Source organism: Paludibaculum fermentans (genome assembly GCF_051172195.1).
GTDB classification, from domain to species: domain Bacteria; phylum Acidobacteriota; class Terriglobia; order Bryobacterales; family Bryobacteraceae; genus Paludibaculum; species Paludibaculum fermentans_A.
On the sequence record NZ_JBPJAQ010000002.1, the window covers coordinates 1,415,521 to 1,441,054 of the forward strand.

At 62.4% G+C, this 25,534-nt stretch carries 23 protein-coding genes; 7 read left to right on the plus strand and 16 right to left on the minus strand.

The genetic code is table 11. The features are described 5' to 3' along the window. Positions 1–43 precede the first annotated feature (43 nt). The 3 genes from ACR9Y2_RS32285 to ACR9Y2_RS32295 all read right to left on the minus strand — a co-directional run bounded on the left by ACR9Y2_RS32285 (position 44) and on the right by ACR9Y2_RS32295 (position 3,724). Positions 44–793 carry a rhomboid family intramembrane serine protease gene (locus tag ACR9Y2_RS32285; protein WP_435046001.1) on the minus strand — a complete coding sequence of 250 codons (750 nt, stop codon included), beginning with the start codon at positions 791–793 and terminating at the stop codon, positions 44–46. Between the two features lie 107 nt (positions 794–900). Then, positions 901–2,337: an HD-GYP domain-containing protein gene (locus ACR9Y2_RS32290; protein ID WP_435046002.1), complete on the minus strand. Its 1,437-nt coding sequence runs from the start codon at positions 2,335–2,337 to the stop codon at positions 901–903. Positions 2,338–2,434: 97 nt separating this feature from the next. Further along, positions 2,435–3,724: a hypothetical protein gene (locus ACR9Y2_RS32295; protein ID WP_435046003.1), complete on the minus strand. Its 1,290-nt coding sequence runs from the start codon at positions 3,722–3,724 to the stop codon at positions 2,435–2,437. Between the two features lie 187 nt (positions 3,725–3,911). Here ACR9Y2_RS32295 and ACR9Y2_RS32300 point away from each other — a divergent pair, with 187 nt between their 5' ends. Continuing rightward, positions 3,912–4,700, plus strand: a complete 789-nt coding sequence (locus ACR9Y2_RS32300) for a hypothetical protein (RefSeq protein WP_435046004.1) — start codon at positions 3,912–3,914, stop codon at positions 4,698–4,700. On the opposite strand, the gene ACR9Y2_RS32305 is transcribed toward ACR9Y2_RS32300, so the two are convergent. Continuing rightward, the gene (locus ACR9Y2_RS32305) at positions 4,690–5,139 is read right to left on the minus strand and encodes a DUF4760 domain-containing protein (RefSeq protein WP_435046005.1); all 450 of its coding nucleotides are present in this window, start codon (positions 5,137–5,139) and stop codon (positions 4,690–4,692) included. The two genes, ACR9Y2_RS32300 and ACR9Y2_RS32305, sit on opposite strands and share 11 nt — an antisense overlap. Before the next feature lie 39 nt (positions 5,140–5,178). On the opposite strand from ACR9Y2_RS32305, the gene acs reads away from it, so the two are divergent. After that, positions 5,179–7,107 (plus strand): acetate--CoA ligase, encoded by a 1,929-nt coding sequence (acs, locus tag ACR9Y2_RS32310; RefSeq protein ID WP_435046006.1) that lies wholly within the window; start codon positions 5,179–5,181, stop codon positions 7,105–7,107. A 43-nt stretch (positions 7,108–7,150) separates the two neighbouring features. Here acs and ACR9Y2_RS32315 read toward each other — a convergent pair whose 3' ends face one another. Beyond that, positions 7,151–7,963, minus strand: a complete 813-nt coding sequence (locus ACR9Y2_RS32315; RefSeq protein ID WP_435046007.1) for a mechanosensitive ion channel family protein — start codon at positions 7,961–7,963, stop codon at positions 7,151–7,153. Positions 7,964–7,973: 10 nt separating this feature from the next. After that, complete coding sequence (locus ACR9Y2_RS32320; protein WP_435046008.1) at positions 7,974–10,748, minus strand: ATP-binding protein; 2,775 nt, start codon at positions 10,746–10,748, stop codon at positions 7,974–7,976. Positions 10,749–10,964: 216 nt separating this feature from the next. Here ACR9Y2_RS32320 and ACR9Y2_RS32325 point away from each other — a divergent pair, with 216 nt between their 5' ends. Further along, positions 10,965–11,366 (plus strand): hypothetical protein, encoded by a 402-nt coding sequence (locus tag ACR9Y2_RS32325; RefSeq protein WP_435046009.1) that lies wholly within the window; start codon positions 10,965–10,967, stop codon positions 11,364–11,366. A gap of 117 nt (positions 11,367–11,483) precedes the next feature. Then, entirely contained in the window at positions 11,484–11,885 is a 402-nt protein-coding gene (locus tag ACR9Y2_RS32330; protein WP_435046010.1) for a hypothetical protein, read from the plus strand. A 2-nt stretch (positions 11,886–11,887) separates the two neighbouring features. Here the strand turns inward: ACR9Y2_RS32330 and ACR9Y2_RS32335 are convergent, their stop codons facing one another. The 3 genes from ACR9Y2_RS32335 to ACR9Y2_RS32345 are packed head-to-tail and all read right to left on the minus strand — an operon-like array spanning position 11,888 to position 15,810. Further along, positions 11,888–12,592, minus strand: a complete 705-nt coding sequence (locus tag ACR9Y2_RS32335) for a hypothetical protein (protein ID WP_435046011.1) — start codon at positions 12,590–12,592, stop codon at positions 11,888–11,890. A 2-nt stretch (positions 12,593–12,594) separates the two neighbouring features. Then, positions 12,595–14,418 carry a sensor histidine kinase gene (locus ACR9Y2_RS32340; RefSeq protein WP_435046012.1) on the minus strand — a complete coding sequence of 608 codons (1,824 nt, stop codon included), beginning with the start codon at positions 14,416–14,418 and terminating at the stop codon, positions 12,595–12,597. Positions 14,419–14,427: 9 nt separating this feature from the next. After that, positions 14,428–15,810, minus strand: a complete 1,383-nt coding sequence (locus ACR9Y2_RS32345) for a sigma-54-dependent transcriptional regulator (protein WP_435046013.1) — start codon at positions 15,808–15,810, stop codon at positions 14,428–14,430. Between the two features lie 26 nt (positions 15,811–15,836). Between ACR9Y2_RS32345 and ACR9Y2_RS32350 the strand changes: the two genes are divergently transcribed. Next, positions 15,837–16,193 (plus strand): hypothetical protein, encoded by a 357-nt coding sequence (locus tag ACR9Y2_RS32350; protein WP_435046014.1) that lies wholly within the window; start codon positions 15,837–15,839, stop codon positions 16,191–16,193. 3 nt (positions 16,194–16,196) lie between these two features. Here the strand turns inward: ACR9Y2_RS32350 and ACR9Y2_RS32355 are convergent, their stop codons facing one another. The 5 genes from ACR9Y2_RS32355 to ACR9Y2_RS32375 form a co-directional block, all read right to left on the minus strand. Beyond that, on the minus strand, positions 16,197–16,496 hold the full coding sequence (locus tag ACR9Y2_RS32355; protein WP_435046015.1) for a hypothetical protein: 300 nt from the start codon (positions 16,494–16,496) through the stop codon (positions 16,197–16,199). Positions 16,497–16,578: 82 nt separating this feature from the next. After that, positions 16,579–18,069, minus strand: a complete 1,491-nt coding sequence (locus ACR9Y2_RS32360) for an ATP-binding protein (protein WP_435046016.1) — start codon at positions 18,067–18,069, stop codon at positions 16,579–16,581. 30 nt (positions 18,070–18,099) lie between these two features. Further along, complete coding sequence (locus tag ACR9Y2_RS32365) at positions 18,100–18,807, minus strand: heavy metal response regulator transcription factor (protein ID WP_435046017.1); 708 nt, start codon at positions 18,805–18,807, stop codon at positions 18,100–18,102. A gap of 46 nt (positions 18,808–18,853) precedes the next feature. Then, entirely contained in the window at positions 18,854–20,401 is a 1,548-nt protein-coding gene (locus tag ACR9Y2_RS32370; RefSeq protein ID WP_435046018.1) for a UxaA family hydrolase, read from the minus strand. A 32-nt stretch (positions 20,402–20,433) separates the two neighbouring features. Then, on the minus strand, positions 20,434–20,982 hold the full coding sequence (locus ACR9Y2_RS32375; RefSeq protein WP_435046019.1) for a hypothetical protein: 549 nt from the start codon (positions 20,980–20,982) through the stop codon (positions 20,434–20,436). Between the two features lie 63 nt (positions 20,983–21,045). Here ACR9Y2_RS32375 and ACR9Y2_RS32380 point away from each other — a divergent pair, with 63 nt between their 5' ends. After that, entirely contained in the window at positions 21,046–22,479 is a 1,434-nt protein-coding gene (locus ACR9Y2_RS32380; RefSeq protein ID WP_435046020.1) for an ArnT family glycosyltransferase, read from the plus strand. Here ACR9Y2_RS32380 and ACR9Y2_RS32385 read toward each other — a convergent pair whose 3' ends face one another. After that, positions 22,480–23,778, minus strand: a complete 1,299-nt coding sequence (locus ACR9Y2_RS32385; RefSeq protein ID WP_435046021.1) for an AAA family ATPase — start codon at positions 23,776–23,778, stop codon at positions 22,480–22,482. 96 nt (positions 23,779–23,874) lie between these two features. Beyond that, positions 23,875–24,600: an SDR family oxidoreductase gene (locus ACR9Y2_RS32390; RefSeq protein ID WP_435046022.1), complete on the minus strand. Its 726-nt coding sequence runs from the start codon at positions 24,598–24,600 to the stop codon at positions 23,875–23,877. A 92-nt stretch (positions 24,601–24,692) separates the two neighbouring features. On the opposite strand from ACR9Y2_RS32390, the gene ACR9Y2_RS32395 reads away from it, so the two are divergent. Then, positions 24,693–25,523: a cytochrome C assembly family protein gene (locus ACR9Y2_RS32395; RefSeq protein WP_435046023.1), complete on the plus strand. Its 831-nt coding sequence runs from the start codon at positions 24,693–24,695 to the stop codon at positions 25,521–25,523. The last annotated feature ends 11 nt before the right edge of the window (positions 25,524–25,534 follow it).

Consider the following 25,534-nt stretch of genomic DNA (forward strand, 5'->3'; position numbering starts at 1 on the left):
ATGCTGATAAGACGTACAACCCGGGCCGGCCGGTTGCGACGCGCTACTGAATCCAGTCGCCCGGTCCGCCGCGCTTGTCCTGCGTGGTCGAGCCGTGCCGCTTCAGATACACCTGAAACTTCTTCTTGGCCCGCCGCAGCTTCCAATCCTTATAACGCTGCTGCAGATCGCCCCGCCAGTCCGTCCGGACCTTCACCTTGTGCCCCAGGTTGAACCGCAGCCAGACATAGCCGAAAACCATTCCACCCAGATGCGCGAAGTGGCTCACCGCTCCGCCGCTGTCGCCCAGGGAGCTCAGAAACACGATGGCGCCAATGATGATCACCATCCAACGCGCCTCAATCGGAAACAGCCCGAAGAAATAGGTGGTCACTTTCGGGAACAGGATGCCGAACGCCATCAGCGTGCCGTAGATCGCGCCCGAGGCGCCAATTGTGCGCGTGTCCAGCGACCCGAAGAAGAGGTTCAGGATCACCACGCAGATGCCCGCGCCCACGCCGCAGAAGAAGTAGAACTGCAGGAATCGCCGCGTGCCCCAGATGCTCTCCAGCGGAGTGCCGAACATCCACAGCGACAGCATGTTCATCAGGATGTGCCCGAAACCGAACGGGCTGTGCAGGAACATGTAAGTGAAGAGCTGCCAGATGGCAAAGCTGCTCAACACTGAGCGGGGCACCAGGCCCAGCAACAGGAAAAAGTCGTTCAGCACCGTCCGCGCGCTCAGGAAATACACGACAAATAGAACGCTGTTGACGATGAGCAACCACTTGACGCCTGTCGTCATGCGGTTCATGGGAGGGGGGCCGTATCCACGGTCACGAACAGAAAAGGCCATTGCGCCAGAGTACGCCTCTGCAACCACAATACACTAACGCTTACTGGCTGCGTACGGCGCGCAGCTCAGGCGACACCACGCTGGCTCGTGTGGTGCGTGCTGATGGCCCGTTGCAATAGGGCCAGCCCCTCCGAGGCCGGAGCAGGCCGCGACAGCCGCTGGCTCTCCACCAGCGCCTCCACGCAGGCTCCGTCCAGCGCGTGCGGCGCGTCGCGCCTCATCATGGAGAAAACTTCATCCAATGGGATCGCTTCCCGGTAAGGGCGCTTCGCCGCCAGCGCATCAAACACATCCGCGACCGCCAGTATCCTTGCCGGCATCGACAGCTGCTCGGCCTTCACCCCTCGGAAGTATCCGGTGCCGTCCAGCCGCTCATGATGCGCGCCGGCAACGATCGCAATCTGTTCAAAGCCTTCAATCCGCTTCAGAATCGCTTCAGAGTGGAACGGATGCCGCTTGACGATGGCCCACTCGTCGGCTGTCAGCGCCACCGGCTTCTCCAGAATCGAGTTCGGAACGCTCAGTTTGCCCAGGTCGTGGAGCAGGGCCGCCCGGCGCAGCAGGGTGATCGTCGACTTCTCGGCCTGCATGTGTTGGGCAATCCCAACCGCCGCCTCCGTCACTCGCCGCGAATGCTCGCTCGTGTAAGGTGATTTTGCGTCAACGACTTCAGCGAATCCGTCGCAGATCACATCCACTCGTTCCCGTCCAGCGGCTACGCTGCCTTCGGCCGGTGACAGGCGTGCCACGGTTTGCGCCGCGTAGGCAAGTTCGCTGTCCAGGGAGCTCTGCTGGGCAATCGCGTGCGCGGCCTTCACCAGTTCCGGATCAAACCAGCGCCCGCTGCGTGCCCGGGCCACCTTCAATGCCGCCGGCATGCCCGACTGCCGGTGAAATACTTCCAGCGTCTGCGCCAGGCTGAGAATGCGCGCCGCGATCGGGATTTGGTCCGCACGCAGCCCCAGCGGGTAACCGCCGCCGTCCCAATGCTCGTCCAGGCTTCGGATCGCCTCCGCCGTGCGGCTGGGGAAGCCCATCTTCAAGGCGATGGAAGCGCCGCGTTCACAGCGGATCTCCACGACTTCTTTCTGTTGGCGATGCCTCTGCCAGGCCACCTGCGACAACGCCAGCAGCCGCTCCCACGCCGGACGCCCCACGCGCACATGACGCAGGGAGTAGACCAGTGAAGACCAATTCACGCTGCGCCAGTCGACCAGTTTCACATCGTGCTTGGCGCGGATCTCGTCGCTGCCCAGGATCTGGTACATGCGCGCCGCATTGCTGCTGCAGCCAGAGTCTTTCAAAAGCAGGGCATAGAACAGGTCTGCCTGTTCCTCCTCGGACAAGCCAATCGCCTGAGCTAGGCGGATACCCAGCACGCAGGTCCGTTGCGCATGACCCAGCGGCTGGCCTTCCGTGAGGTCCAGCGCGTAGGAGAGTGCGGAAACAAGGTCGGACAACCGGACTGACCGGCTGCGACGCGACTGGACGGACGTAGGCACTTTTAGGTACTCCTCGGGGCCATTGTGGACCCGAAGGGTGCCATCGAGCATAGGCGAAACCCCTTATCAGGTGATAAGGATTCGCCGACCTGTAGGACTATCGTGTACTGAGAATTACGGGGGGTAGTTCTAGGTGAGATTCTACGATCGCCATGGCCCGCCGGTAAAAGTCCTCTCGCTCGGGCGGCGCATGTTTCACTTGCCGAAGCTGTGTCAGGGCTTCCGGCCAGCGCTGATCGCGCAGGTAATGAGAACTCAATACCAGCCGCGCTTCGTCATTCCAGGGGCTTACCTCGACCAGCCTTTCCAGCACCGGCACCGCCTCGGCGCGGCCTTGCCGCAGCACCGCCAATCGCTGCAGCATCCGGCTGTCCCGCGAACCGAGATCCATTGCCTTTTCATAGTCATGGAGGGCTTCTTCCACGGGTGAATTGAGCATTGCCAGATCGCCGGCCACCACCCAATATTCGGGCTCCTGCCGTGCCGATTCCGGCAGCGCCTCCAGTCGCGCCCGGGCGCCGGAAGCATCGCCCGCCCGCTCCTGCACTCGGGCAAGCACGAGCTGAACGGTCGTGTCCGCGGCCGGCTGGACATCGCATACGACAGAAACAGGGGTAGTACCCTCATTTGGGGATACTGTTTTGAGTCGGTCAATATGCCGCAGCAGGTCACGCCGAAGCTGGCTTTCTGACCGCCCCACCGCCGCCAGTAACCCCGCCAATCCTGCCTCGCTGCCCTTGATGTGGGACCACACATGGTCTCGATAAGGAGCCTCGATAAAGAGAAGGTTCGTCAGCGCCCAACTGGCGGCGTAAAACCTCAGCGCCGCTTCGCGGTCCTGGGAGGCGCTTTGGACCATTTCCAGCGCCTGCAAGGAAGGAAAGCCCTGCCGTTTCAGCAGGTTTTTGCGATACCGGACCCGCCCCGCATCGACGCCCGCAAATTGTTCCGCCAACCCTTCGGCCAGCCACGGCGGCAAGTGCCAACCGCTTTGCTCGACAAGCGCATGGATATACTCATGTCGAAGAGCTGGAAGGGTTTCCTTCGCCAGGCGGCCCAGAACAATCGTTCCTTGTCCCGAGCCGCCGACGAAGTACGCGGGAGAGTAGGAGTTCAGTCTGAATACCTGGTACTCCGACTCAGAGGAGAAAGCCACGATCCGCAGACGGGCCGGTTCGGTTGCTGAGTCCGGCGCTGCTGAACGGAAGCAAATTCGTAGGCTCTCTAACTCTATAAGGGCTTGAGCGGCGGTCTCCGCCTCTGCCGTCGTGAACATTTCGAGGTGCGGTGAAGCCACTCGAATCCATTGTGTTTCCCTGGCCCTGGCGGGGATGTGGAGGAGGAACAGCCCCGTCACGCACATGAAAACAACGGCCAAACGCTGCACTTCACCGACCTCTCTCTCTCCATCGGCGGCGCGACGAAGAGTAGGAGAGAGGATTTAGCCTGAAATAGGGGGTGGGGCACGCGCCCTAGTCCACACTGGAGTGAGGGCCTATAAACGTATGGATGCCTTGTGCGGGTTCTTAGCCTGGAAGTACGGACCGCGGTCGTTGCTGCGTCGTGAGGGCGTCGTGTTTCCCGTTACTTGCATCCCTGCACCGGCCAGCCAGTGGCAGCGAGTGGAATCGGTCCAGGGCAGTCTGGACCTTACGGCGCCTCCTCCCGTTGAATTGGCGGCACGCTTCCAGGGCCTGAACCTCTTTGACGGAGCAGTCTATTCGATGGACCGGCTCAGGCGCCGCCCGCAGCTTTCCCTGGACTGCCGCCTTGGCTCGTACTTCGCTTCCATGAACACCAACGAGATGCTCGAGATCGAACTGCTGGCGCAATTGCCGTCACTTCGCGGCCATTCCACCGTCGATTTCGCGCGGTTTGACCGCCGGCTGGAACTCCGCAACGCGTCCATGTCGCTGCACGCCGCCATCGGAGTAGCGACTCTCGTTGTCTGCGACACGGAGATCCTGCTGGGCAGGCTGGCGCCGAAGGCCATGCCGCACCGTAGCGGCCAGTGGCATGTGGTGCCCTCCGGCATGTTTGCACCCCCTTACTCGATAGAGAATGCCGTCTCCGTCGAGTTGCGTGAAGAACTGGGCGTAGACCTCGACCCGAGCCGCCTCTATTTCTCGGGCGTTGGCATCAATCTGCTGAACCTTCGCCCGGAGATCTGCACCCTGCTGTTGCTCGACCACTCCGGGCCGTTCCGCCTCAGCGATGAGTTTCTACCCGGGCTCACCCGGATCCCCCTCACCACCGAGGCGGAACTGATCCACACACTGGGACTGCACGCCGGCACCATCTCACCGGCCGGTGCGGCAGCCCTATTCCTGGGACTACGGCTCCTGAAGAAGCTTAGACCTTGAAGCGTGCCGCGAAGCTCTCGTAGACGCCTTCTCCCTGCTTGGCCAACCATTCCTTCGTATAGCCTGCCATGGTCTCCAGGTTGTGCAACTGATGTGGAGCATTGTTCATCGTGCGGATCTGGGGGACGAGATGTTGGATGCGCTCCCATACCAGGGCATGCTCCATCGCGTTCTGGATGAATAGTTCGGGATTGAGCACTCCGCTCACCACGAAGCTGGACGCCATCTCCCAATAAGTGGTGACCATCCGGTAGTAGGCATTCATTTCAGACCCGGGCGGGCAGAGCCGCTGCCAGTCCTCCACCGTCTTGTACTTGCATTCCGAGACGAACCAGGCACGGGCCTTGCGCAGTTTCTCCTCGCGCCGCTCTTCGTACAATCGCAGCAACAAGTTGGCGTCCTCGTAGGTCGGTTGCCGGTTCCATTCAATTTTGGCCATGAACGAGATTCTACAGGCTTTGCTACACTCCAGAAAAACATGTCTGGGAACGAAGTCTATTCTCCAAGTACAGAGTTCTCCTCCCAAGCCCACGTGGGCTCCCTGGAGGCCTACCAAGAGTTATACCGGCGCGCGGAGGCAGACCCGGAAGGGTTCTGGGCTGAGCGGGCCGAGAGCGAGGTCCATTGGTTCGAGAAATGGAGCCACGTCTACGAGTGGCATCCGCCATTCGTGAAATGGTTTGTAGGCGCCAAAACCAATGCCGCCTACAACTGCCTGGACCGGCACCTGGAAACCCGCGGCGACAAGCCCGCCATCATCTTTGAAGGCGAGCCGGGCGACCAGAAGACCCTCACCTACCGCGAATTGTACGAGGCGGTCGGTAGCTTCTCGAACGTGCTGAAGTCGCGCGGCTTCCAGGCCGGCGACCGCGCCATTGTCTACATGCCCATGATTCCGGAGGCCATCGTTGCGATGCTGGCCTGCGCCCGGCTGGGCATCATCCACTCCGTGGTCTTCGGCGGATTTTCGGCCGAGGCCCTGAAAGCCCGCATCCTCGACCTCGATGCCTCGCTCGTGCTCACCGCCGACGGCGGCTGGCGGCGCGGCAAGGAAGTGAAATTGAAGGGCGCCGTGGACGAGGCGGTGAAGGACTGCCCCGGCATCAAGGACGTCCTGGTCTACCGCCGCACCGGCGGCGAGTGCCCCATGCACGACGGCCGCGATCACTGGTGGCACGACCTGCTGCCGGGCGTCAGCCCGGAGTGCCCGGCCGAGGAACTCGATTCCGAGCACCCGCTGTTTGTTCTCTACACTTCCGGGACCACCGGCAAGCCCAAGGGCATTCTCCACACCACGGGCGGCTACCTCACCTACGTCGCGAGCACGATGAAGTGGGTATTCGATCTCAAGGAGAACGATATCTACTGGTGTACGGCCGACATCGGCTGGGTCACCGGCCATTCCTACATCGTTTATGGCCCGCTCGCCTGCGGTGCGACCTGCCTGATCTACGAAGGCGCTCCGGATTTCCCGGCCTGGGACCGCTGGTGGGACATTGTCGAGCGCCACAAGGCGACCATCCTCTACACCTCGCCCACTGCGATCCGTGCGCTGATCAAGCAGGGCGACGAGTACCCGAAGAAGCACGATCTCTCGTCGCTGCGCCTGCTGGGCAGTGTCGGCGAACCCATCAACCCGGCCGCGTGGGACTGGTACTACCGCGTGATCGGCCAGAGCCGCTGCCCCATTGTGGATACGTGGTGGCAGACCGAAACGGGCGGCATCCTGATTGCCCCCATGCCCGGAGCAGTGCCGCTGAAGCCCGGTTCGGGCACATTGCCGATGCCGGGAATTCTGACAGATGTCGTCGACTTCTACGGTGAAAAGGTGGCAGCGGGGGCCGAGGGGTTCCTCATCATCCGCAAGCCGTGGCCGTCCATGATCCGCACCATCTGGGGCGATCCTGAACGGTTTGAGCAGCAGTACTTCAGCCGCATGCCCGGTATTTACTTCACCGGCGATGCGGCGCGGCGCGACGAGGATGGCTACTTCTGGGTGCTGGGCCGCGTCGACGACGTCATGAACGTCAGCGGTCACCGGCTTTCGACCATGGAGGTGGAATCGGCGCTGGTGCGGCATCCGGCAGTCGCTGAGGCAGCCGTGGTCGGTAAACCCCATGAGATCACGGGACAGGCGGTGTGCTGCTTCGTCTCGCTGAAGCAGGGGAACTGGGATCACGGCGTGCTGGGCAAGGAGCTGCGGCAATGGGTGGCCCACGAGATCGGGGCGTTTGCCCGGCCGGAGGAGATCCGGTTCGCCGATTCGCTGCCGAAGACGCGCAGCGGCAAGATCATGCGGCGGCTGCTGCGTGAAATTGTCACCTCGAACACCGTGACAGGCGATGTGACGACCCTCGAAGACCTCGGGGTGGTGACACGTCTCTCAGCCCAACACGACGAAGACTGATATCCCCCTTGCGGGTGCGGCCTCCCCAGTAGGGGGCCGCGCCTCAGGTCTCCGGGATCCAGCGCTGCAGAACGCCCAACCGCAACAGCTCCCGGCTGGCTCGTGCCGTGATATCGCTCTGGATCCGCGGTTCATATCGATGATCGTGCACATAGCATTTGATCCGCAGCCGCAGATACGGCCCCTGGTCAAATCCCTGTTGGGTCAGCACCACCACCGGTTTGCGCGCCAGAAGGAAAGGCGAACAGAACGCCGCCTCCCGGCCTACATGAGCGGCTACATCGGGGTCTGAATCCGGCGGCAGGAAGAGATCCGTCACCACCTGGCAATCAGGCACCCCGGAATTCGCGTTGAAGACGTGCTGGCTGAGGATCAGCGCGTTCGGGATGGTGACGCGCGTATCGTCGGGCGTGGTGAGCTTGGTGCTGCGCAGCCCGATATGATCGATTTCGCCGTAGGCGTCGCCGATCTTTACCCGATCGCCCAGCTGATACGGCCGGTCCGCCAGCACCACCAGCCCGCCGATCAGGTTCTTGACCAGATCCTGCGCACCCAGGCCCAAGGCGATGCCGATGGAGGCCACCCCGGCGAAGAATGTATCCCGCGATGGCGCCAGCAACTGGAAACAGAGCAGGATTGCGACAAACCAGAGTGTGATGCGCACGACGGGCTGCAGCCAGTTGATAAAGAACCGGGCCTGCGTGCTACGCGCGCTCAGCGTATCCAGCCACTGCGTGAGCCAGCGGATGGCCAGCCAGGCCACTGCCAGCACGATCATCGCCTCGGCCACACTGCCGAAGGTCAACACCTTGAAGAAATCAAAGCCTCCGGAGACTGTCAGGAATGCTGGTCGCATGGGCATCCTCCTAGATCAGATTCATTCGGTGCAGCGCCATGTGCACGATACGGCCGGCCTCGGGGCGGATCCGCAGCCCGGGGCACAACGGGTCGGACTCCAGGAACTCCAGGGCGATCAGCTTCTCCAAGCGAAGCCGGCTGTCCGCCACTGTGCATTCGAAGATGCCCGCATGGTCTTCCGCGGTGAGGCTGCCGTGCTGCACGATGGCGTGCAGCGCCTGTGAATCGCGCAAGGTCAGGCTGGCCAGCAGAGGTTCGTAATCCGGCTCTTCCGGCTGCCGCAAATACAGGACCCCGCCTTCCACCCGGTCCATGAACTTCTGCCAGAGCTCGAAAGCGCTGCGAAAGATGCCCTCTGACTGCCGGTAGAGTGCGTCGAAGAAGCGCGTTTCCGGATCCTGCTGCAGCCCCAGCAGGGCGCGTAGCCGGCCCATCTGCGGATCCATCTTCAGCGGCGGCGGATACTGCAGCCGCAACCCGGAAAGGTGGTGCCGCATGAGGATGGCGCTCTTCAACTCCTCCGGAGTGACGGCCATGGCATTGATGCGGTGGGAGAAGTTCTCGCCCAGGCCTACAGCCGCGTCCAGAAACCGGAACGAGTGCTGGTTCATGCTGAGCACCCAGAGGGTCGTGCGGGAAGTGCTGGAAATGATGCGCAGCAGTTCCTGGATGGCCTGGAAGCCCCCCAGGCGCCGGAGGAACGTCCGCTCCAACTCTTCGAGGATCACTACCCTGCGGGTGCTCCGCAGCTCCTGGAGAAAGTCGCTGCCCTCGGGCAGTTGAAGCAAATCGCACAGAAACAAGTGGATGTCGTGGGCAGTTGTCAGCCGCCGCGAAAAATAGCTCTGCACCACCGGAACATCGGCAAAGCGCCCGGCGACCGCGCAGTTCAGCATGCTGGTCTTGCCGCTACCCCGGGCGCCCACCAGCAGCACCGCCACTCCCCGGCCCGCATCCCACAAACCGCGCGCCGCGGCCAGGGCCGACATTTCCGTTTCCCGGCCCACCAGGAAGCGGGGATCCTGCAATGGCGCCAGCCGGAACAGCCGCCGGTAGATCATCGGCAGGTCGTAGACGTCTGAGCGCAGATTCAGTACTTCATCGACATATCCGCGCAGCGTAACCTGTTCCAGGGCCTCGACCGGCGGCGGCTCCCAGCCGATCTTGATCAGTGCCGCGCGGTAAGCTGACCCCACCGCGAGATAAAGCCTGCGTCCGCCTTCCGATGTGCCGTGGAAGCCCAGTTCACGCGCGGTCTGAAAGGCCTCTGAGCCGCGATTGCGGATCAGCTGTGTCAACAGCCCGAGGCGCCGCTGCTCCAGGGTGAAGTGAGTGAGGAACAACGTGCCCGCCAGCCCCTCCACCAGCCGCTGCTCCACCAGCGCCCGTGGGCTTTGGGTTCGTTCCCTCTGATGGATGGCAAGGGCCAGCGCGTTGCTGACGCTTTCCTGGGCAATGGCGCCCTGGCCTTCTTCCTGGGCGGTCTCCAGCCCAAACTCAACCACTTCCCGCGTGCGTTCAATCTCGCGCACGACCGAACGGTGGACCGCCTCCGCTTCGCGGCAGCCCTCCAGCACCCGGGCATGGCCGATGCCGTCGAGGGCGGAAAGTAGAACGTTGCGCGGGTGAAGCTGCCGCCAGGCGCCGGCCCGCGGTGGCAGCGGTTTGTGCGGCTGCAGTGCATCGCAAACCTGCGGCAGGCGCGATTCGGCGAACGCTTCCATGCGGCGCTGCCAGTCCGAAGCATGGTCCTCGCCCGAGACCAGGTTGTTCTGGGGGGCGGGGAAGTCGCCCGCGTCATCCATCCCGAAGGTCTGCAGCCAGGTGATGACCGATTCCAGTTCCTGCAGCAAGCCGGCCTGCTCCTGGTCGAGTTGCAGCAGGATGGCGCGTCCGCACGAGACGCCTTCCAGCGCGGCTTGGCCGAGTTCATATTCCACATCCACCGCCGCGTTGACGCTGCGGCGTTGGCGGGCCCAGTAGCGAAACAGATTCTGCCTGTTGTCGAGCAGATCCTGATGCTGCTGTGGAGAGAACGGCGCGTTGTGGCGAAGCAGAAACCGGGCGGCGCGCTCACTGGAGGCGGCTGCCCAGGCGGCCTGATTCTGCAGCGCATCTTCCCCCTGGTGATGCAGGGCCAGCAGCGCATCCATCCAGCGCAGCCGGGCCTCCTCGAACGAACCGCCGTTGTGCCCCGCCAATACCCCCAGCGCCTCACGCCGCACCTGCTGCCATGGTTCCAGAAGCAGCAGCACGGCCTTGGCGAGAACCACGAAGACTGCCCCGTCCAGCCGTGCCCTCAGGTTCGATTCCTGCTGGAAGAAGCAGCCCAGCAATTCTCGCAGCGGCAGCACCTCAGGGTGGTGGCGCAGCCTGGCTGCCATAGCCATTACGGGGCTGCCGGCCAGTGGGGTGAGGACGTTGAGCCAGACCGCCTGCGGCACTTCGACTTCGACAGGCAGGCGGCTGAGCAGATCCTCGGAGGCTGTTTCGTAGTCTTCAAGACCCGACAGCGCCCGCTCCTGCGGCTTCACTCGCCGCAGGCCGGCGACGAGGTCGAAAAGCAAGGGGCGAGCCGACGACTCCATCAGGCGCTCGATGGCCGTAAGTTCTACGCCTGGTTCGGTTTTGCCCGGATGAGTGCGAAATAGGTCGGCCTGCGCGGCGAGCAGGATCTGAGTGTCGCGCCAGGCGGCTTCGAACGCGGAAATCAGCTTCTGAACGCGGGCCTGCTGCTCGGACAGAAACGAATCGAGAACCGTCTCGATTTCCGTGCTCCTCATAGTGAATCAGAGTACACCATCGATACGCTCCCCATCTGTTGGCGGGCGGTCCGCCAACCGCCGTTTACCTTTGGTGCGCTGCTTGCAATGTGCGTAACAACCGATGACGGCTTTGTTTCCCCTGTGCGGCTTTGACCCGGTTCCCGGGCGGAAACTTCATTCACTGTGATTCCAACGACAGACCGGCGAGGGGCCGGCGGCATCCGGAGAGGCGATATGCGTAAGAGACTACATCACCTGGTTTTCCTGCTTGCGATCTGCATGACACTTCCGGCGGAGCCCTGGAAGCCGCCATCCACAGACGTGTCGACCCCGGCCGAAGTATCCCTCTCCGATGCAGAAAGCGAGCGCTACCAGTCGCTTACAAACCGCGTCATCGGCACGGCCAATGTGCGGACCGAGCTCTCGGACGGGTTCCGTTATGTGCTGGATAGCGAGAACACCGAGCCCGCCGATGTGATCGAGTGGATGCGCCTGCAGCGCAAGAGTTGCCCGTTCGTCAGCTATAGCCTGCACTTCACCTCCGGCGGCGACCTGCTGCTGGACCTGCGTGGTCCGGATGGCGTTAAGGAGTTGCTGCAGTTGGAGTTGCCGCCGTTGGCGCCGCAATTCATCTAAACGCCTGTGCAATTCGGGATCGGACGGCTAAGTTCCAATTCCGGACACTTTGGGCCGTTGATGTAGAATTACTGAACCGGAAACGTGCTGCACTCGTAACAGACGGAAGAGTTCCTTATGAGATTCGGATCCAATCCCAACTCGTTCTCCAGCTTGTTCGGGTCCTCATTCGGCCCATTCACCTGGCGCTGGCAGGCTAAGGCCTGGCAAGCCGCCCAGAAGGCGGAGTGGACGGCGGAGTGTGCCCAGATGCGGGCCGCATGGCGGGCCGAGCAGGCGCAGATGAAACACGCCTGGCGGGCCGAGCACGGCCGCATGAGAGCCCAATGGGCTGAGGAGTGCGGCCGGAATCAGACCGCGCCGTTCTGGTCGCTGCTTTGGACTCTCTTCTGGATCGCGTTTGCCGTCTGGATGTTCACAGGCGGCAGCGAAGCACGCCATTTCGTGACAAACGCATTGCTTTCGCTGGGCGGCATGGCGAACGACGCGGCAGCCAGCCTCTTCGGGCTGATGCAGTAAGCCTACTTCAACGTCTCCAGCAGTTCCCTGGCCAGCAGGGCGGCGCGCCGCGAGAGTTGGGCGGCAGCCCGCACATCGGATGTTCGCGTGTCCTCCGCCTGCCGGATAAACGTCTTCACCCGGCTTTCGTTTTCGCTCTGCTCCCGGCTAAGGGTTCGCCCCTGCAGCGAAACCAGGGCCCGGCGGGCCTCCCCCACACTCTCATCGATCGTCTGGTTGTAGCTGTGGCGCTGCTCTTCCGTCAACACCTCAGCGAGCTTGATTTCCGGTTTCGGCGTCTGCGGAGCCGGATTGACCGGTGCCGGGTCCGGCGGCGGCTGCACTGGAGGCTGGACGGGCGGCTGGACGGGGGGTTGCTGCTGCGGCGCGGAGGGCGCCGGATCTGCCGGCTTCACCGGCTTAGGACTGGCCGCGCTCCGGGTCGGCCTGCTCCTGCGGCGGGCCGGCGGCGTGGGCTTGGGCGGCTCCACCTGCTCGATCTTCGGCCGGATCACCTGCTGCTCAATCTCCGGCGCAGGTAGGGGCGTCGCCGGCAACTGCGGCTCCTCCATGGGCTTGGCCTGCGGAACCGGAGTGGACGGAGGCTCGATCTTCGGCTGGACGGGAGCCGGGGCGGGCGGCGGTTTTGGCGCCTTTTTGAACTTGGAACATCCTGACAGTCCGAGGGCCATCGCCGCTGCCAGGATCCAGGGATGAATGGATCGCATTGTCACTCTGCTGCTCCATCGTGGACCGGGAACCGTAACCGGAAAGTCGTACCTCTGCCTTCTCCTCCACCCACTTCAATTCCTCCGTCGTGCATTTGCATGGCTCGAAAGGCCATCGCCAATCCAATACCGGTCCCCTTTTCCTTTGTTGTGTAGTAGAGCTGAAAGATCTTGTCCCTCATCTCCTGGGGAATCCCGGGACCTGTGTCCAAGATGTCGAGTATCGCCTCCCGGCCGGAGTTTCGCAAGTTAATCTGAAGATGCCCACCTTCCGGCATCGCCTCCATGGCATTGCTCAGGATGTTCATCAGCACCTGTTTGATGAGGTCGTCGTCGACTCGCACATCAACCGGCGAATCCAACCCGAAAGTCTCCACGCGAATGCCGGCAAGTTCCGCCTGGGGCCGGATGAGTTCCACTGATTCGGCCGCGAGACAGCCCAGGTCGCACTCCTTGGTCCGCATCTCCAGCGGGCGTGTGAAGTCCAGAAACGTGCGCACGACGCGATCGAGCCGGGTTATCTCCTGTGCAATGACTTCGATCTCGCCATTCGCTTCGGGCACTTCGGGCAGCACTCGCGAGCGCAGCAGTTCCAGCCGCAATGCAATGGAATTCAGCGGATTCTTGATCTCGTGGGCGACACCGCCGGTGAGGCGGTTGATGGCGGCCAGGCGCGTGGACAGGCTCAACTGTTTCTCTACAAGCTGGCGGCCTTCGGCGTCCCGGATGCGCAGCAGCAACGCGCCATCAGGCAGAAAGTCAAGATTGAGGATGAGGCGGCCCACCTGCGTGTCCCGCAGCGGACGCCGCTCGACAATCGCCGAAGCGATGGCCGCGCCGACGGGCATGGAGGCAGGGAACAGCTCTTCGATCTTGCGTCGCGTAATGTCCGAGCGCTTCATATTGAGAAGACGCTCCACAGGCTCGCCGCAGACGATCAGCCGGCCGCTGGAATCGAAAAGAAAAATGGCCTCTTCCAGCCGTTCCAGCAGGCGCTCGACGCTGCCCCGCAGTTGAGTAGCGCCCATTTGCGCTCCGCGGAACTGCTCGCCCAGGAAGCGCAACTTCTCCTGCACGGCGGCCAGTTCACGCGTCGAGGAGATGTGCGGATAGTGCTCCGTCATCGATTCACCGCGCGTGATCTGGTCGATGGTCTGGCTGATGCCGGCGAGCGGCCGCAGGGCGATCTGGGCGGCCACCCAGGCGATGAGGATGGAAAAGACGAAGAGAGGTAGCGAGGCCAGTGCCGTTCTATAGACTTCCGGCACGATGGCGTCGCGCAGCAAGGCACTGGAAACCAGCACCTGGATGGTGAAGACGGCTTCCTTTTGTCCAGGTACGCCCAGGTCCACCCGGTTTTCATAGTCCATCTGGCCGCGCAGCACCTGCAGGAAGCGGTCAAACGGATTCATATCCACCAGGGATTTGAAGGGCAGCATGCCGCCGATCATGCGGCCTCTGCGGTCAGGATTCGAGGACGCCAGGATGCGTCCGCGCTCGCCGGACACGGAGATTTCGACGATGGAGCGGGTCTGCGTGAGGGTGGAATTGAGCAGATCGGGCAATTCCTCGTCCTCCGAGATGGCGGCGCGCCACAGCCGGATCTGATTGTTGAGATCGCCGGGTGGAGGCTGGATATTGCTGGCGCGCTCCTGGGCCCGCTCCAGGACATAGCTTTTGACAAACTGCGCCGTGGAGGCCGCCCTTTCCGCCGTGTGGTTCAGCCAAACCGACACCAGTGAGTTCAACTGGATGCCGAGCATCAGCACGGACAAGGCAGCCACCATGCCGATCATCAACAACAGTAATCGGAGGCGCAATGACATGGGCGTATTCTACTCAGTTCCACCGGGCGCGCCATACTCGCGCAACTTATTGAAAAGTGTCTTCTGGCTGATACCGAGAATGGTGGCGGCCCGGGTTCGATTGTTACCGGTATGCCGCAATGTGGCTTCAATCAACGCGCGTTCCGCCTCGTCAATGGTGGCGCCTACGCTCAGCCGCACCTCGTCGCCGCTGACCACAGGAGGCCGCGCGGCCGTGTGCAACCCGAAGAAATGGCAGGGTTGGACCAGGCCTTCTCCGGCCAGGATGACGGCGCGCTCCACCACATTGCGCAGTTCGCGGGCGTTGCCTTGCCATTCCTGGTTCTGCAGCAGGGCCATGGCCTGCGGATCCACCCCGCTGACCCGGCACTGATGGCGGATGTTCATGTCGCGGATCATCACCTCGCACAGGGCCGGGATGTCCTCGCGGCGGTCACGCAGCGGCGGCAGCGAAACCTCAAACACGTTGAGCCGGAAGAAGAGGTCTTCGCGGAACCGGTTCTGCTTCACTTCGGCCAGCAGGTCGCGATTGGTGGCGGCCAGCAGGCGGACGTCTACTTCCACTTCGCGGGCGGCGCCCAGGCGGCGCACCTTTCGTTCTTCCAGCACACGCAGCAGTTTCGCCTGCGTAGGCGCCGGCATTTCGCCGATTTCGTCCAGCAGCAGCGTGCCGCCGTCGGCCAGTTCGAAACAGCCCCGGCGGCGCTCCACCGCGCCTGTGAACGAACCTTTCTCGTGGCCGAAAAGCTCGCTTTCGATCAGCGTCTCGGTCAAGGCGGCGCAGTTGATGGCGACAAAGGGCGCTGTGCGGCGCGGGCTCAGGTCGTGAATGGCACGGGCGGCCAGTTCCTTGCCGGTGCCGCTTTCCCCGGTGATCAGAACAGTGGCGCGGGTCGGGGCCACCTGCCGGATCAGCGAGAAGATCCGTTGCATGACCTCCGAGCCGCCCACCAGATTGCCCAGTACACCCTGTTCGCTCAAGCGGCGTTCCAGGGCTTCGTTGTAGTCGGCCAGCCGCGATTGGGCTACCGCGCGGGAGAGCAGCAGGCGTAAGGCGCCCGGTTGCAGCGGCTTCTCCAGAAACCAGAAGGCGCCCAGGTCGTGTACCAACGCTATGGCAGTTTCCAGATTTCCGAAGGCGGTAAGGACAATGGCTGGAGGCGACTGCCCCTGGTCCTTCAGCCGGCGCAGCAATTCGCTGCCGTCCATGCCCGGCATCATCAGGTCGGTGACAATCGCGCTGGCTTCGAACTCTCGCAGCCGGTCGAGCGCCTCGGCCCCGTTGGCGGCGGATGCAGTTTCATAGCCCCAGCCAGCGATCATGGTCGCGAGTGCCGTGCGTTGATTCGACTCGTCGTCGACAACCAGCACTCGATCTTTCGGAGCATCCATAAGCTCACGCTACCATGGGAGGGACCATGCGCAGACGCGACTTGTTTGCCCTCCCTGCCGCGGCACTCCTGCCCGCGCCCGCCGCACTGCCGGCGAAGAGGCCCCGAAAAACGGTGAAACTCCTGTTGGATCAGGCCGATCCGTACGCGCAACTCGAGCATTTGTGGCACTTTGGAGTTCCTGCCAAGGTATTTGTAAGGGCCCATCCCGCATGGTGGCCGTCTGCCCTGGAATTGCCGGACAGGTGGCAGGCCTGGGTGGAAACACGCGATGGGGTGACAGTGCTGATTTCCTGCCTGCCCCGCGAAGGGACAGTCACCCCCAGCGCCGGCCGGACTGGCCGTGTGTCGAGCCTGATCGCCAGCTCTTTGCGCACTGCCTGAGGTTCAGCGCTGCTCCGCCCGCAGGCGTTTAAAGTAAAACGCCATGTAGTTCTGGGTCACCAGCTTGGGTTCCCCCTCCTTACCCTGCTGGTGGAGATCGTTGCGCAAAACCCAGGGCGTGACGTTGACCAGCTCCCACCCTTGCGCGCCCATGGATATGACCAGATTCCAGTCCACCTGCTGATAGGCGCCCGGTGCGATCTCCTGGGGTTGTAGGTGACGGTACTCCCACGTAGGCAGATCCCTGGAAGGGGCGATCCCTCGATCGCGCTGGGCCCACACGAGAACGGCTGCGAGTGACAAAAAGGCGAAAATCCAGCGTGCGAAATTCATCGAAACGATAGACGCGCGCGGCCGCGGGAGTGTTTAGGGAAATCTCACGCCGTCAGGACAGCAGTCCCGCGGTGGATTCCGTTTCAGGACCCGGCTCGCCGCTGGGCGTAGGGGTGGGGAAAACCACCAGGAATTGAGAACCCTGGCCTGGTTCGCTCTTCACTTCCACCCGCCCGCCATGAGCTCGCGCAATCCAGGCGACGAAAGCCAACCCAAGCCCCAGGCCGCGGTCGGGATCGGGTGTGGTCTCACGGACACGGTAAAACCGCTCGAAGACATGCGGCAGGTTGGCCGCTGGAATGCCTTGGCCGTTGTCGCTCACGATGAGATGCGCCGCGCCTTCGGCCTGTTCCAGAATCACTTCCACCCGGCCTCCAGCGTGGGTATACTTCAGCGCATTGGACAAAAGGTTGGACAGCAGGCGGTCGAATTGGACCCGGTCCACCTCCGCCCAGCACGGCCCCAGCGCGACTACTTCCAGATCAATGCCCTTTTCGTCCGAAGCGACGCGGAACTGTGAGACGAGTTCCTCGGACAATCTGGTGATGTCATACGGTGTCTTCTGCAGCACCACCTGGCCGGACTCCGCCTGTTCCAGCAGCAGCAGCGACTTCACAATTTGGCCCATGCGCTCCACGTCCAGCAGCGCCGTCATGATTGCTTCGCGGAACTGCTCCCTGGTCTCGGCGGTGAAGAGTGCTACCTCCAACTGGCCTCGAATGATGGTGATGGGGGTGCGCAGTTCGTGCGAAGCGTCGATGGAGAACTGGCGGATCTGCTGGAAGTTGAGCTCCAACCGCTCCAGCATCTGGTTGAAGGCGCCAATGAGCACATCCAGTTCGTCGCCCGATCCGCGCGGCACGATTCGGAGACTCAGGTTGCCCCCGGCCACGGCACTGGCGGTCTCGGCCACCTGGTGCAACGGCCGCAACGCCCGCCCGGCCATATACCAGCCGACGAAGACGATGACAAGCAGCATGACCGGCACGGAAAGCAGGTACTGACGCAGCAGGTGGTTCGGGATTCTCAGGGTATCTTCCACCGGCAGGCCGATGGCCACGAAAAACGCCCGCCCCTGGTCCCGCATGATACCCATGCGGACAAGATAGGTTTCCCCCCGGAAGTCGCGCCGCACCACCGTTACGGGTTCGTTTGAGCGCACGACGCTCCTGATCTGCTGCATCGATTCGCTGCCTAGCGCCGAATAGCCGTTGGACAATTCCAGGACGTTGCCACGCTCATCCGTCAGCAGGAGAACCCGGCGCAGGCGATCCACCGCATAGGCCTCCTCGGCATCCTCGGGATCGTATGTCCACATCAGTTCGCCGCGCTGGAACCGCAGATAGGCCTTCATGGCCCGCCACTCTTCGTCCAGCACCCGTTCACTCTGCTGGTTCAGGATGCCTGTGACCGACTGGCGGAAGACAAAGCCCAAGCCCACCAAAGCGAGCGCGAACAGCAGCACATACGTCGCCGCGAGACGCATGCGCAGTCCACGAAGGGTGCGGAGCCAGAACGTGGACTTGCGATTCTTATCTGGCATACAGCGCGGCGCGGCTTCGCCGGGAACCGGTCAAGCTTCTTCGGGCTTGTCGGAGGCACTGCCCGGGGTTTCCGACAAATCGAGCATGTAGCCTATGCCGCGCACCGTGTGGATGAGTTTCACGGGGAAGCGGTCGTCGATCTTACTGCGCAGATGCCGGATGTAGACGTCGACGATGTTGGTCAGCCCGTCGTACTCCATGTCCCAGACGTGTTCCACGATCATCGTCCTGCTCAGCGGGCGGCCCCGGTTGCGCATCAGATACTCGAGGATGCTGAATTCCTTGGGCGCCAGGTCAACCGGCTCGTTGCCCCGGCTGGCCTTCCGGCGCACGCAGTCCAGCGAGAGGTCGCCTACCATCAGGCGCTCAGGCGTAGACTGGCCGCGGCGCAACAGGGCGCGGACGCGCGCCAGCAGCTCGACGAAGGCGAATGGCTTGACCAGGTAATCGTCGGCACCCAGTTCGAGACCCTTCACCCGGTCGTCTACTCCACCACGCGCGCTGAGGATGAGCACAGGTGGGCTGACTTTCCGGTTGCGCGCCTTTTCGAGGACCGACAATCCGTCCATGTCGGGCAACATCAGGTCGAGGATTACCAGATCATAATCATGCGCGTGGATCAGTTCCAACGCGGCTTCGCCGTTTTCGGCCAGATCGACGGTGTACCCCGCGCTTTCCAAGCCGCGATTCACAAAGTCAGCTATTCGCTTTTCGTCTTCGACAACCAGGATTCTCATGGTTCCTCTGGGAGAATTCATTCAGGGTAACACCGCTATTCACTAATTACATGACCGGACCGATGCGCCATGGAACAAATTCCTTGTGACCGAGGAGTTCGCTCTTCGTGCGCAAGCCCGAGGCGGCCTTCAACAGGGCGTCCAGGATCTCGCGGCCAATCGTCTCCACACCCGCCTCTCCATCCGCAATCCGGCCCGCATTGATGTCCATGTTGCCGGTCATGCGGCGGTAGGTGTAACTATTGGTCGCTATTTTCAACACGGGTATGGTCGGAAAACCGATCGCGCTGCCGCGGCCGGTGGTAAAGGCGATGAGATTCACGCCGCCGGCGGCCAGGCCGGTCAGCGACACGGGGTCGTAACCGGGCGTATTCATGAAAGCGAAGCCGGGGCCTATGACCCGCTCGGCATAGTCGACCACTTCATTCAGTTGCGACGTGCCGCCTTTGGCGACAGCGCCCAGTGATTTTTCCAGAATGTTCGACAGCCCGCCTTCCTTGTTGCCCGGAGATGGGTTGTCGTCGAAGCTGCCCTCGAACCTCGAAAGGTACGTCTTATACTTCGCGATCATGGCCAGCAGCTTCTCGGCCACCGCGCGATTGCGGGCTCGCTTGACCAGCAGGTGTTCGGCCCCGACGATCTCCGGCGTCTCCGCCAATACGCTGGTTGCGCCGAGTTCCGCCAGCAGGTCGGAGCAGTAACCCAGCGCCGGGTTGGCCGTGATCCCGCTGAATGAATCGGATCCGCCGCAGTTCAGTCCCAGGCAGATCTTTGAGGCCGGCAGCTCGCTGCGCCGTTCCTCGGTGGCGCGCTCCATCATGGTGGCGATCGTCTTTCGCGCCTGTTCCACCGTGGCGCGTGTGCCGCCGCTCTCCTGCAAAGTCATGCCGACGATACGCGAGGCGCGCGGTCCACTGCCGGCGGCCACGCCGAGGTAATGATCGATCTGGTTGACCTCGCAGCCGAGGCCCAGAACGATGGCGGAAGAGACGTTCGGGTGGTCGAGCACGCCCCACAGTGTGCGCTGCAGTTGCTCAGTGTCAGGTCCGATGGAATGCCCACAGCCTTCGCCGTGCGGGAAAGCCACGACTCCATCGACATTCGGGGGTAGCGTCTCGCTATCAAAGCTGGACGCAATCCACTCGGCGGTGTGGGCGGCGCAGTTCGAAGCCGCCACCACGGCGATATAGTTACGCGTACCGGCCCGGCCGTCATCCCGCGCATAGCCAAGGAACGTCGGCACGGAGGCCGGCGGCGCGGGCACCGCATGCTCCTCTGCCGGGAATTCGTAGACTCGAGTCCCCTCCAGATAGCCCAGATTGTGGTTGTGGACGTGGAGGCCCGGTTCGATGTCGATGAGCGCGGGTCCAATTACCTGCCCATAGCGCAGCACGTTTTCACCGGCGGCAATCCGGCGCAACGACAGTTTGTGGCCTACCGGCACTTGTTCGCGCAGCACCACCGTCACGCCGCCGGCGGAGACAGTCTGCCCTTCGCCCAGAGTCAGCCGCGCCACCGCGACATTGTCGGTCGGGTGCAGGTGAATCGCGGCCGTTTCGGCGGTCGGCGGTTGTTGGATCTCCACCAGGCTCATATTGTTCCCTCTGACTCTATCCTCAAACGGGCTCAGCGGACCAGCGCTGTCTCCATAATGCGCTCTCCGGTGTGCACGTGGAAACCGCCTTTAACCGGATGGATGAAGACTCCGCTATGTTCCGGAGCGGGGAATTCCTCCGGCCGCCGGACCACGACGAACCGCGAATTCTCCGCCGCCGTAATATAGCGGCCGACATGAATGTGCAGATGGCATTGCGTGCGCACGTGCCAGCTATTGTACGCGAGACCCCACCCGTCGCCGATCTTCTCTTTCGCCGTGGCTATGGCGAACTTCCACAACGCGTCCCTCTGTGCTTTCGGTAAATCGTGGATCGGGTGCGGCCCCTCGCCGTGGACTCTCGGTAAAACCAGCCACCGGTTGGGTTTGCGCGGGTTGACATCCTTCAGCACAAAGAATGGCACATCGACCGGCTGCTTTTCGGCTTCCGCGCAGAGGCTGCACTCCCGCACCTTCAGCGTCTCGGGATTCTTGGGATCACAAGCACATCCGGACACATCGGCGGCGGCTGGCCAAGCCAATACACAAACCAGAACAGCGAGACAGGTTAGTCGAGGCATTGCGGCCATTATACTGGTGACGTGCCATTGGCTGGGCTTACGCCTCGTACTATTATCCTGCTGTTGCTCCTGCTTGGCGGTCTTGCCCTTGTCTATGGCATAGCCTTGGACGGGGTTGGCCTGCTCAGCGCCGACGAGCCGCGCTATGCCTCGATTGGCCGGGAAATGGCTCGTTCCGGCGACTGGATCACACCCACACTGTGGGGCAAACCCTGGTTCGAAAAGCCGCCCCTGCTGTACTGGATGGTGGCCGCCGGACAGTTGGCAGGCTTGGGTGACGATCTCGCCCCGCGCCTGCCCGTCGCCATCCTCAGTCTCGTGTATCTTTTACTCCAGTTTCTTGTCGTACGACGACTGGAAGGCGACCGTATCGCCTGGATTTCCGTCTTGCTGCTTTCCACCACCGCCGGTTGGGCCGCCGAAAGCCAGATCGGCGTTACGGATCTGCCCCTGGCCGCGACTTTCAACGCCACCGTTCTCTTTGGCCTGTTGTGGATCGAGACCGGCTCAAAACGAGCTGCCCTGGCCGCCGGCGTCTGCTTTGGACTCGCGCTGCTGGCCAAGGGCCTCGTCGCCGGAGTGCTGATCCTGCCACTGTTCTGGTTCGCCTGGAGACGCTGGAAGGAATTGCTGCTCCCGGCTGTGGCGGCCCTGTTGGTTGCCGTGCCATGGTACGCCGCCATGTTCGTCCGCCATGGAAAGCCCTTCTGGGACGAATTCTTCGTCAAACACCACTTCTCCCGCTTTGCCGACGGCGCGTTGCTGCACGAGCAGCCGTTCTGGTTCTACGTGCCCGTCCTGGTGGCCAGCCTGTTCCCCTGGCCTACGGTGTTGAGCCTATTGGGGCCCGACTGCTGGAGCGAACGGCGGCGCCGCATCCTGCTGGCGGTCTTCTGCTTTGGACTCGTCTTCTTTTCGGTGTCCGCCAACAAGCTGCCGGGCTACATCCTGCCGCTGCTGCCGCCGCTCTGCATCGTGCTGGCTGCCGGCCTGGCTGCTGCCGGCAGCGCGAAGCGTCAATTGGCACTGGCGACACTTCTGCTGGGTTTGTGTCCAATAATCGCCACCCTGTTGCCCGACGCACTCCTGTATGGACTGCGACGCGCCAACCTGGGTGAGACCCACTGGGAGTATTTCGCCCTGGCTTTGCCCTTCACCCTCGCCGCGTGGTGGCTGGAACGAACCAGCAAGCGCACGGCTGCTGTCGCCGTTGTCGCCGTTGGAGCTGCCCTTGGGTTGTTGTTTGTGAAGTTGAGCGCCGCCCCTGTGCTCGACCAGATCGTCTCCGCCCGGGGCTTCTGGCGCCGTGTCCAGCCGCACGCTGATAACACCTGCGTCGAGGCGCTGCACCGCAACTGGTTGTATGGGTTGAACTACTACTCCGTGGAACCGTTACCCGGCTGCACCGGATCGTCGCGCGCTATCGCCATTACGCAACGGCCCGGTGCCATGCCGGCTCTCTCCCCACGTCAGATCAAAGCCAATGAAACGCCGTAGCTAACCGCGCCGCGTCGTCCGCACCGCGGGCGCCTTCTGTGTATCGACCACACCCGCTCCGGCCGCCTTCATCCACATTTTCACCGGAGCATCCACCAGTTCCGCCATCGCCTGAATGGCTAAACCTTCCGCTTCGCGCGCGAACGCCAGCTCGCTGCTATCCACATCAAAATCCACACGCAACAGATCTCCTCCACGAATCTGCTCTGTCGCGATCAGATTTGACAGGGGTTGCACCAGCAAGCGTTCAATCGCGCGCTTCAAATGCCGCGCACCGTACTTCAAATCGGTGCCTTCGGCCAGAAGATGGTCCTTCGCTTCCGGTGTCACCGTGAAGACGAAGCTGCGATCCGGCGCGGAGCAGAAGACTCTCTGCTGCACCATGCCGAGTTCGATGTCCAGAATCCGCCGCAGCTGTTCACTGCCCAACGGCTGGAACACCACTACTTTGTCGAGCCGGTTCATGAATTCGGGCGTGAACTTTTTCCGCGCCGCTTCCAGCCCGCTGCGGGCGATCTTGCCCGAAACAGCCGAAGTCACCGCCTCACCCGTCCCGTCGGGCATCGCCAGAAAGCCCAGGCGTGGGCTCATGATCGAGCTCATCTCCGCCGCGCCCAGGTTCGACGTCATGAAGATCATCGTCCGCGAGAAATCGACCTTGCGGTTGTCGCCCAGCGTCAGCGTGGCTTTGTCCAGGATGCCCAGCAACAGATTCCAGAGCGCGTCCGAGGCTTTCTCAATCTCGTCGAAAAGGACGAAACTGAGTTTTGTGCGCTCATTGTGGTACTGATTCAGGACTTCCTGGCTCAACAACGGATGGGTTTCGCGATGACCCAGGTAGCCGGGCGGCGAACCGATCAGCTTCGCGATTTCGTGACTGTGCTGGAACTCGGCGCAGTCAATCTTAATCACGGAGCGCGGCGAGCCGACCAGGGCCTCCGCCGTCGCCTCTACAATGCGCGTCTTGCCGGAACCCGTGGGGCCAAGAAACAGGAAATTGCCCACCGGACGCTGCGGCGCATTCAAACCCGTCAGATGCATCTGGTAGATGTTGACGATCTGCTCAATCGCCTCGTCCTGACCCACGATGTACTGCTTCAGGTTGGACTCGAGCACAGCCGCTTCCCGCCCGGTCCGGTTGGGATCGAGCAGTTTGCCGGCTGCCGGACTCACCTTGGCGGCGCCTGCCGCCCGCGAAGTCGGGCTCCCCAGCCGCCTGGAGAACGCAAAGCGCCTGTTGTCCTTCGCCGCCGGCGAAATGAAGTCCGCCGGTATCTCCATGTGAAACGCGTCGCCCAAGATGGGCTCCTTTCCTTCGCCGCGCCGGGTACGCCTGCATACAACCCGCCCCGCTCACGCTCGACTCTGCTGCGCTAAGCCGTGTGGCCCGCTAATCTACTTTTTTGGCGGCCGCGAGGGACGAATCTCCACGTGGCTCACCAACGTCCGGTCAGGCATCGCCAGGATCATGGCCACTGTTTCCGCCACATCCTCCGGCCCAATCTTCCATTCCGCCTTACCCGCCCGTCCAAAATCCGTACTCACGCTGCCCGGAAGAACCGTTGTGACCTTCACACCTTCATATCGGTGATCCAGCAGGATTGCTTCACTCATTCCGCACAATCCAAACTTCGATGCGTTGTACGCCGCGCCGCCCGCGAATGAATTCTTCCCCGCCAGGCTCGCAATGTTCACGATCCAGCCCCCACCCTGCTTCCGCAGGCGCGGCAGACCATGGTGGCAGCAGTTGTATACACCCGTCAGATTCGTTCCGATCACTGTCTGCCACTCATCTGGCTCCATCGCGGCCAGATCTTTGAAGATCCCCACTCCGGCGTTGTTCACTAAGATGTCAAGCACGCCGAATTCCACATCCAACCACTCAAACAAGGACCGCACTTGCTCTTCACTCCCAACATCGGCGACTCGGCCTGCAACCTTCAGGGCGAAAGTACTATTCGCCCCCCGGATCTCTGATGAAGCTTGGTCAATGCTCGCCTGCGAGCGGCCGCAGAAGGCGACATTCGCGCCCGCCGCCAGCAGCCGCTCGACCACCGCTCGCCCAATCCCCCGGCTTCCGCCGGTCACTAGTGCCGTTTTTCCCTTCAGATTCAGTGTCATGCTGACATGTTCCCACTCTGGAAGCCGCCCTCGCCGCGATATACTCTAAGCGTGCCGGCGAATTCTTCCCTGTTTGGTGGTGTATGCCCGACATGAGCCTATTCTGGCTGCGTGTCGCCGCCTTGCTCTATGCGGCAGGCCTGGTACACGCCTTTTTGACCGTGCTCCGCCGGGGCGCCCGCTTCTTCCCCTACGCATTAGGCGCTTTTCATGTCGCAGTGGTGCTTCATTTTGTGTCGTTCGTCGAGCACAGTGTCGAACTGAGACACCTGGCGGCCAATAACTTCTACGAAACCGCCTCTTTGTGCGGCCTGATCTTCGCTGTTGTCTATCTCTTCGTGGAGTGGCGCTACCATTTCGCGATTCTCAGCATCTTCATCTTTCCGCTGGTCTCACTCTTGACCCTCATCGCCGCCATGGGCGCCCCCATGGCCTCGTGGGAAGATGCGCGCGTACGCAACGCATGGCTCATCACCCATATCCTGCTCGTGCTGGTGGGCTATGCCGGCCTGCTGCTGAGCGCCGGAGCCGCTGTTTTCTATCTCCTGCAGGAACGCCGTCTCAAACGGAAACAGGGCAGCACGGAGGACTTCATCGCGCTGGTGACGCCAGACCGCCTGCCGCCACTCGAAACCCTGGATACGCTGATCACGCGTTCAATGAGTGTCGGCTTCGTGGCCGTTACCCTGGCCGTGGTGGCCGGTAGCAGTTGGGCCTCAATCGAATATGGAACCCGCTGGATCAGCGAGGCCAAAATCGTCGTATCCCTCGTCACTTGGGGCTTCTACCTGCTAATGGTCTTTCTGAGGATCTCCGCCGGCTGGCGCGGCCGCAAAGCCGCTGTACTTTCTCTAACCGTTCTTGGATTCGCGGTGATTACCTGGGCCGCGCACGTCGGATTGAGGCCGCTGCTCGCCAAATGATGGAGACACGC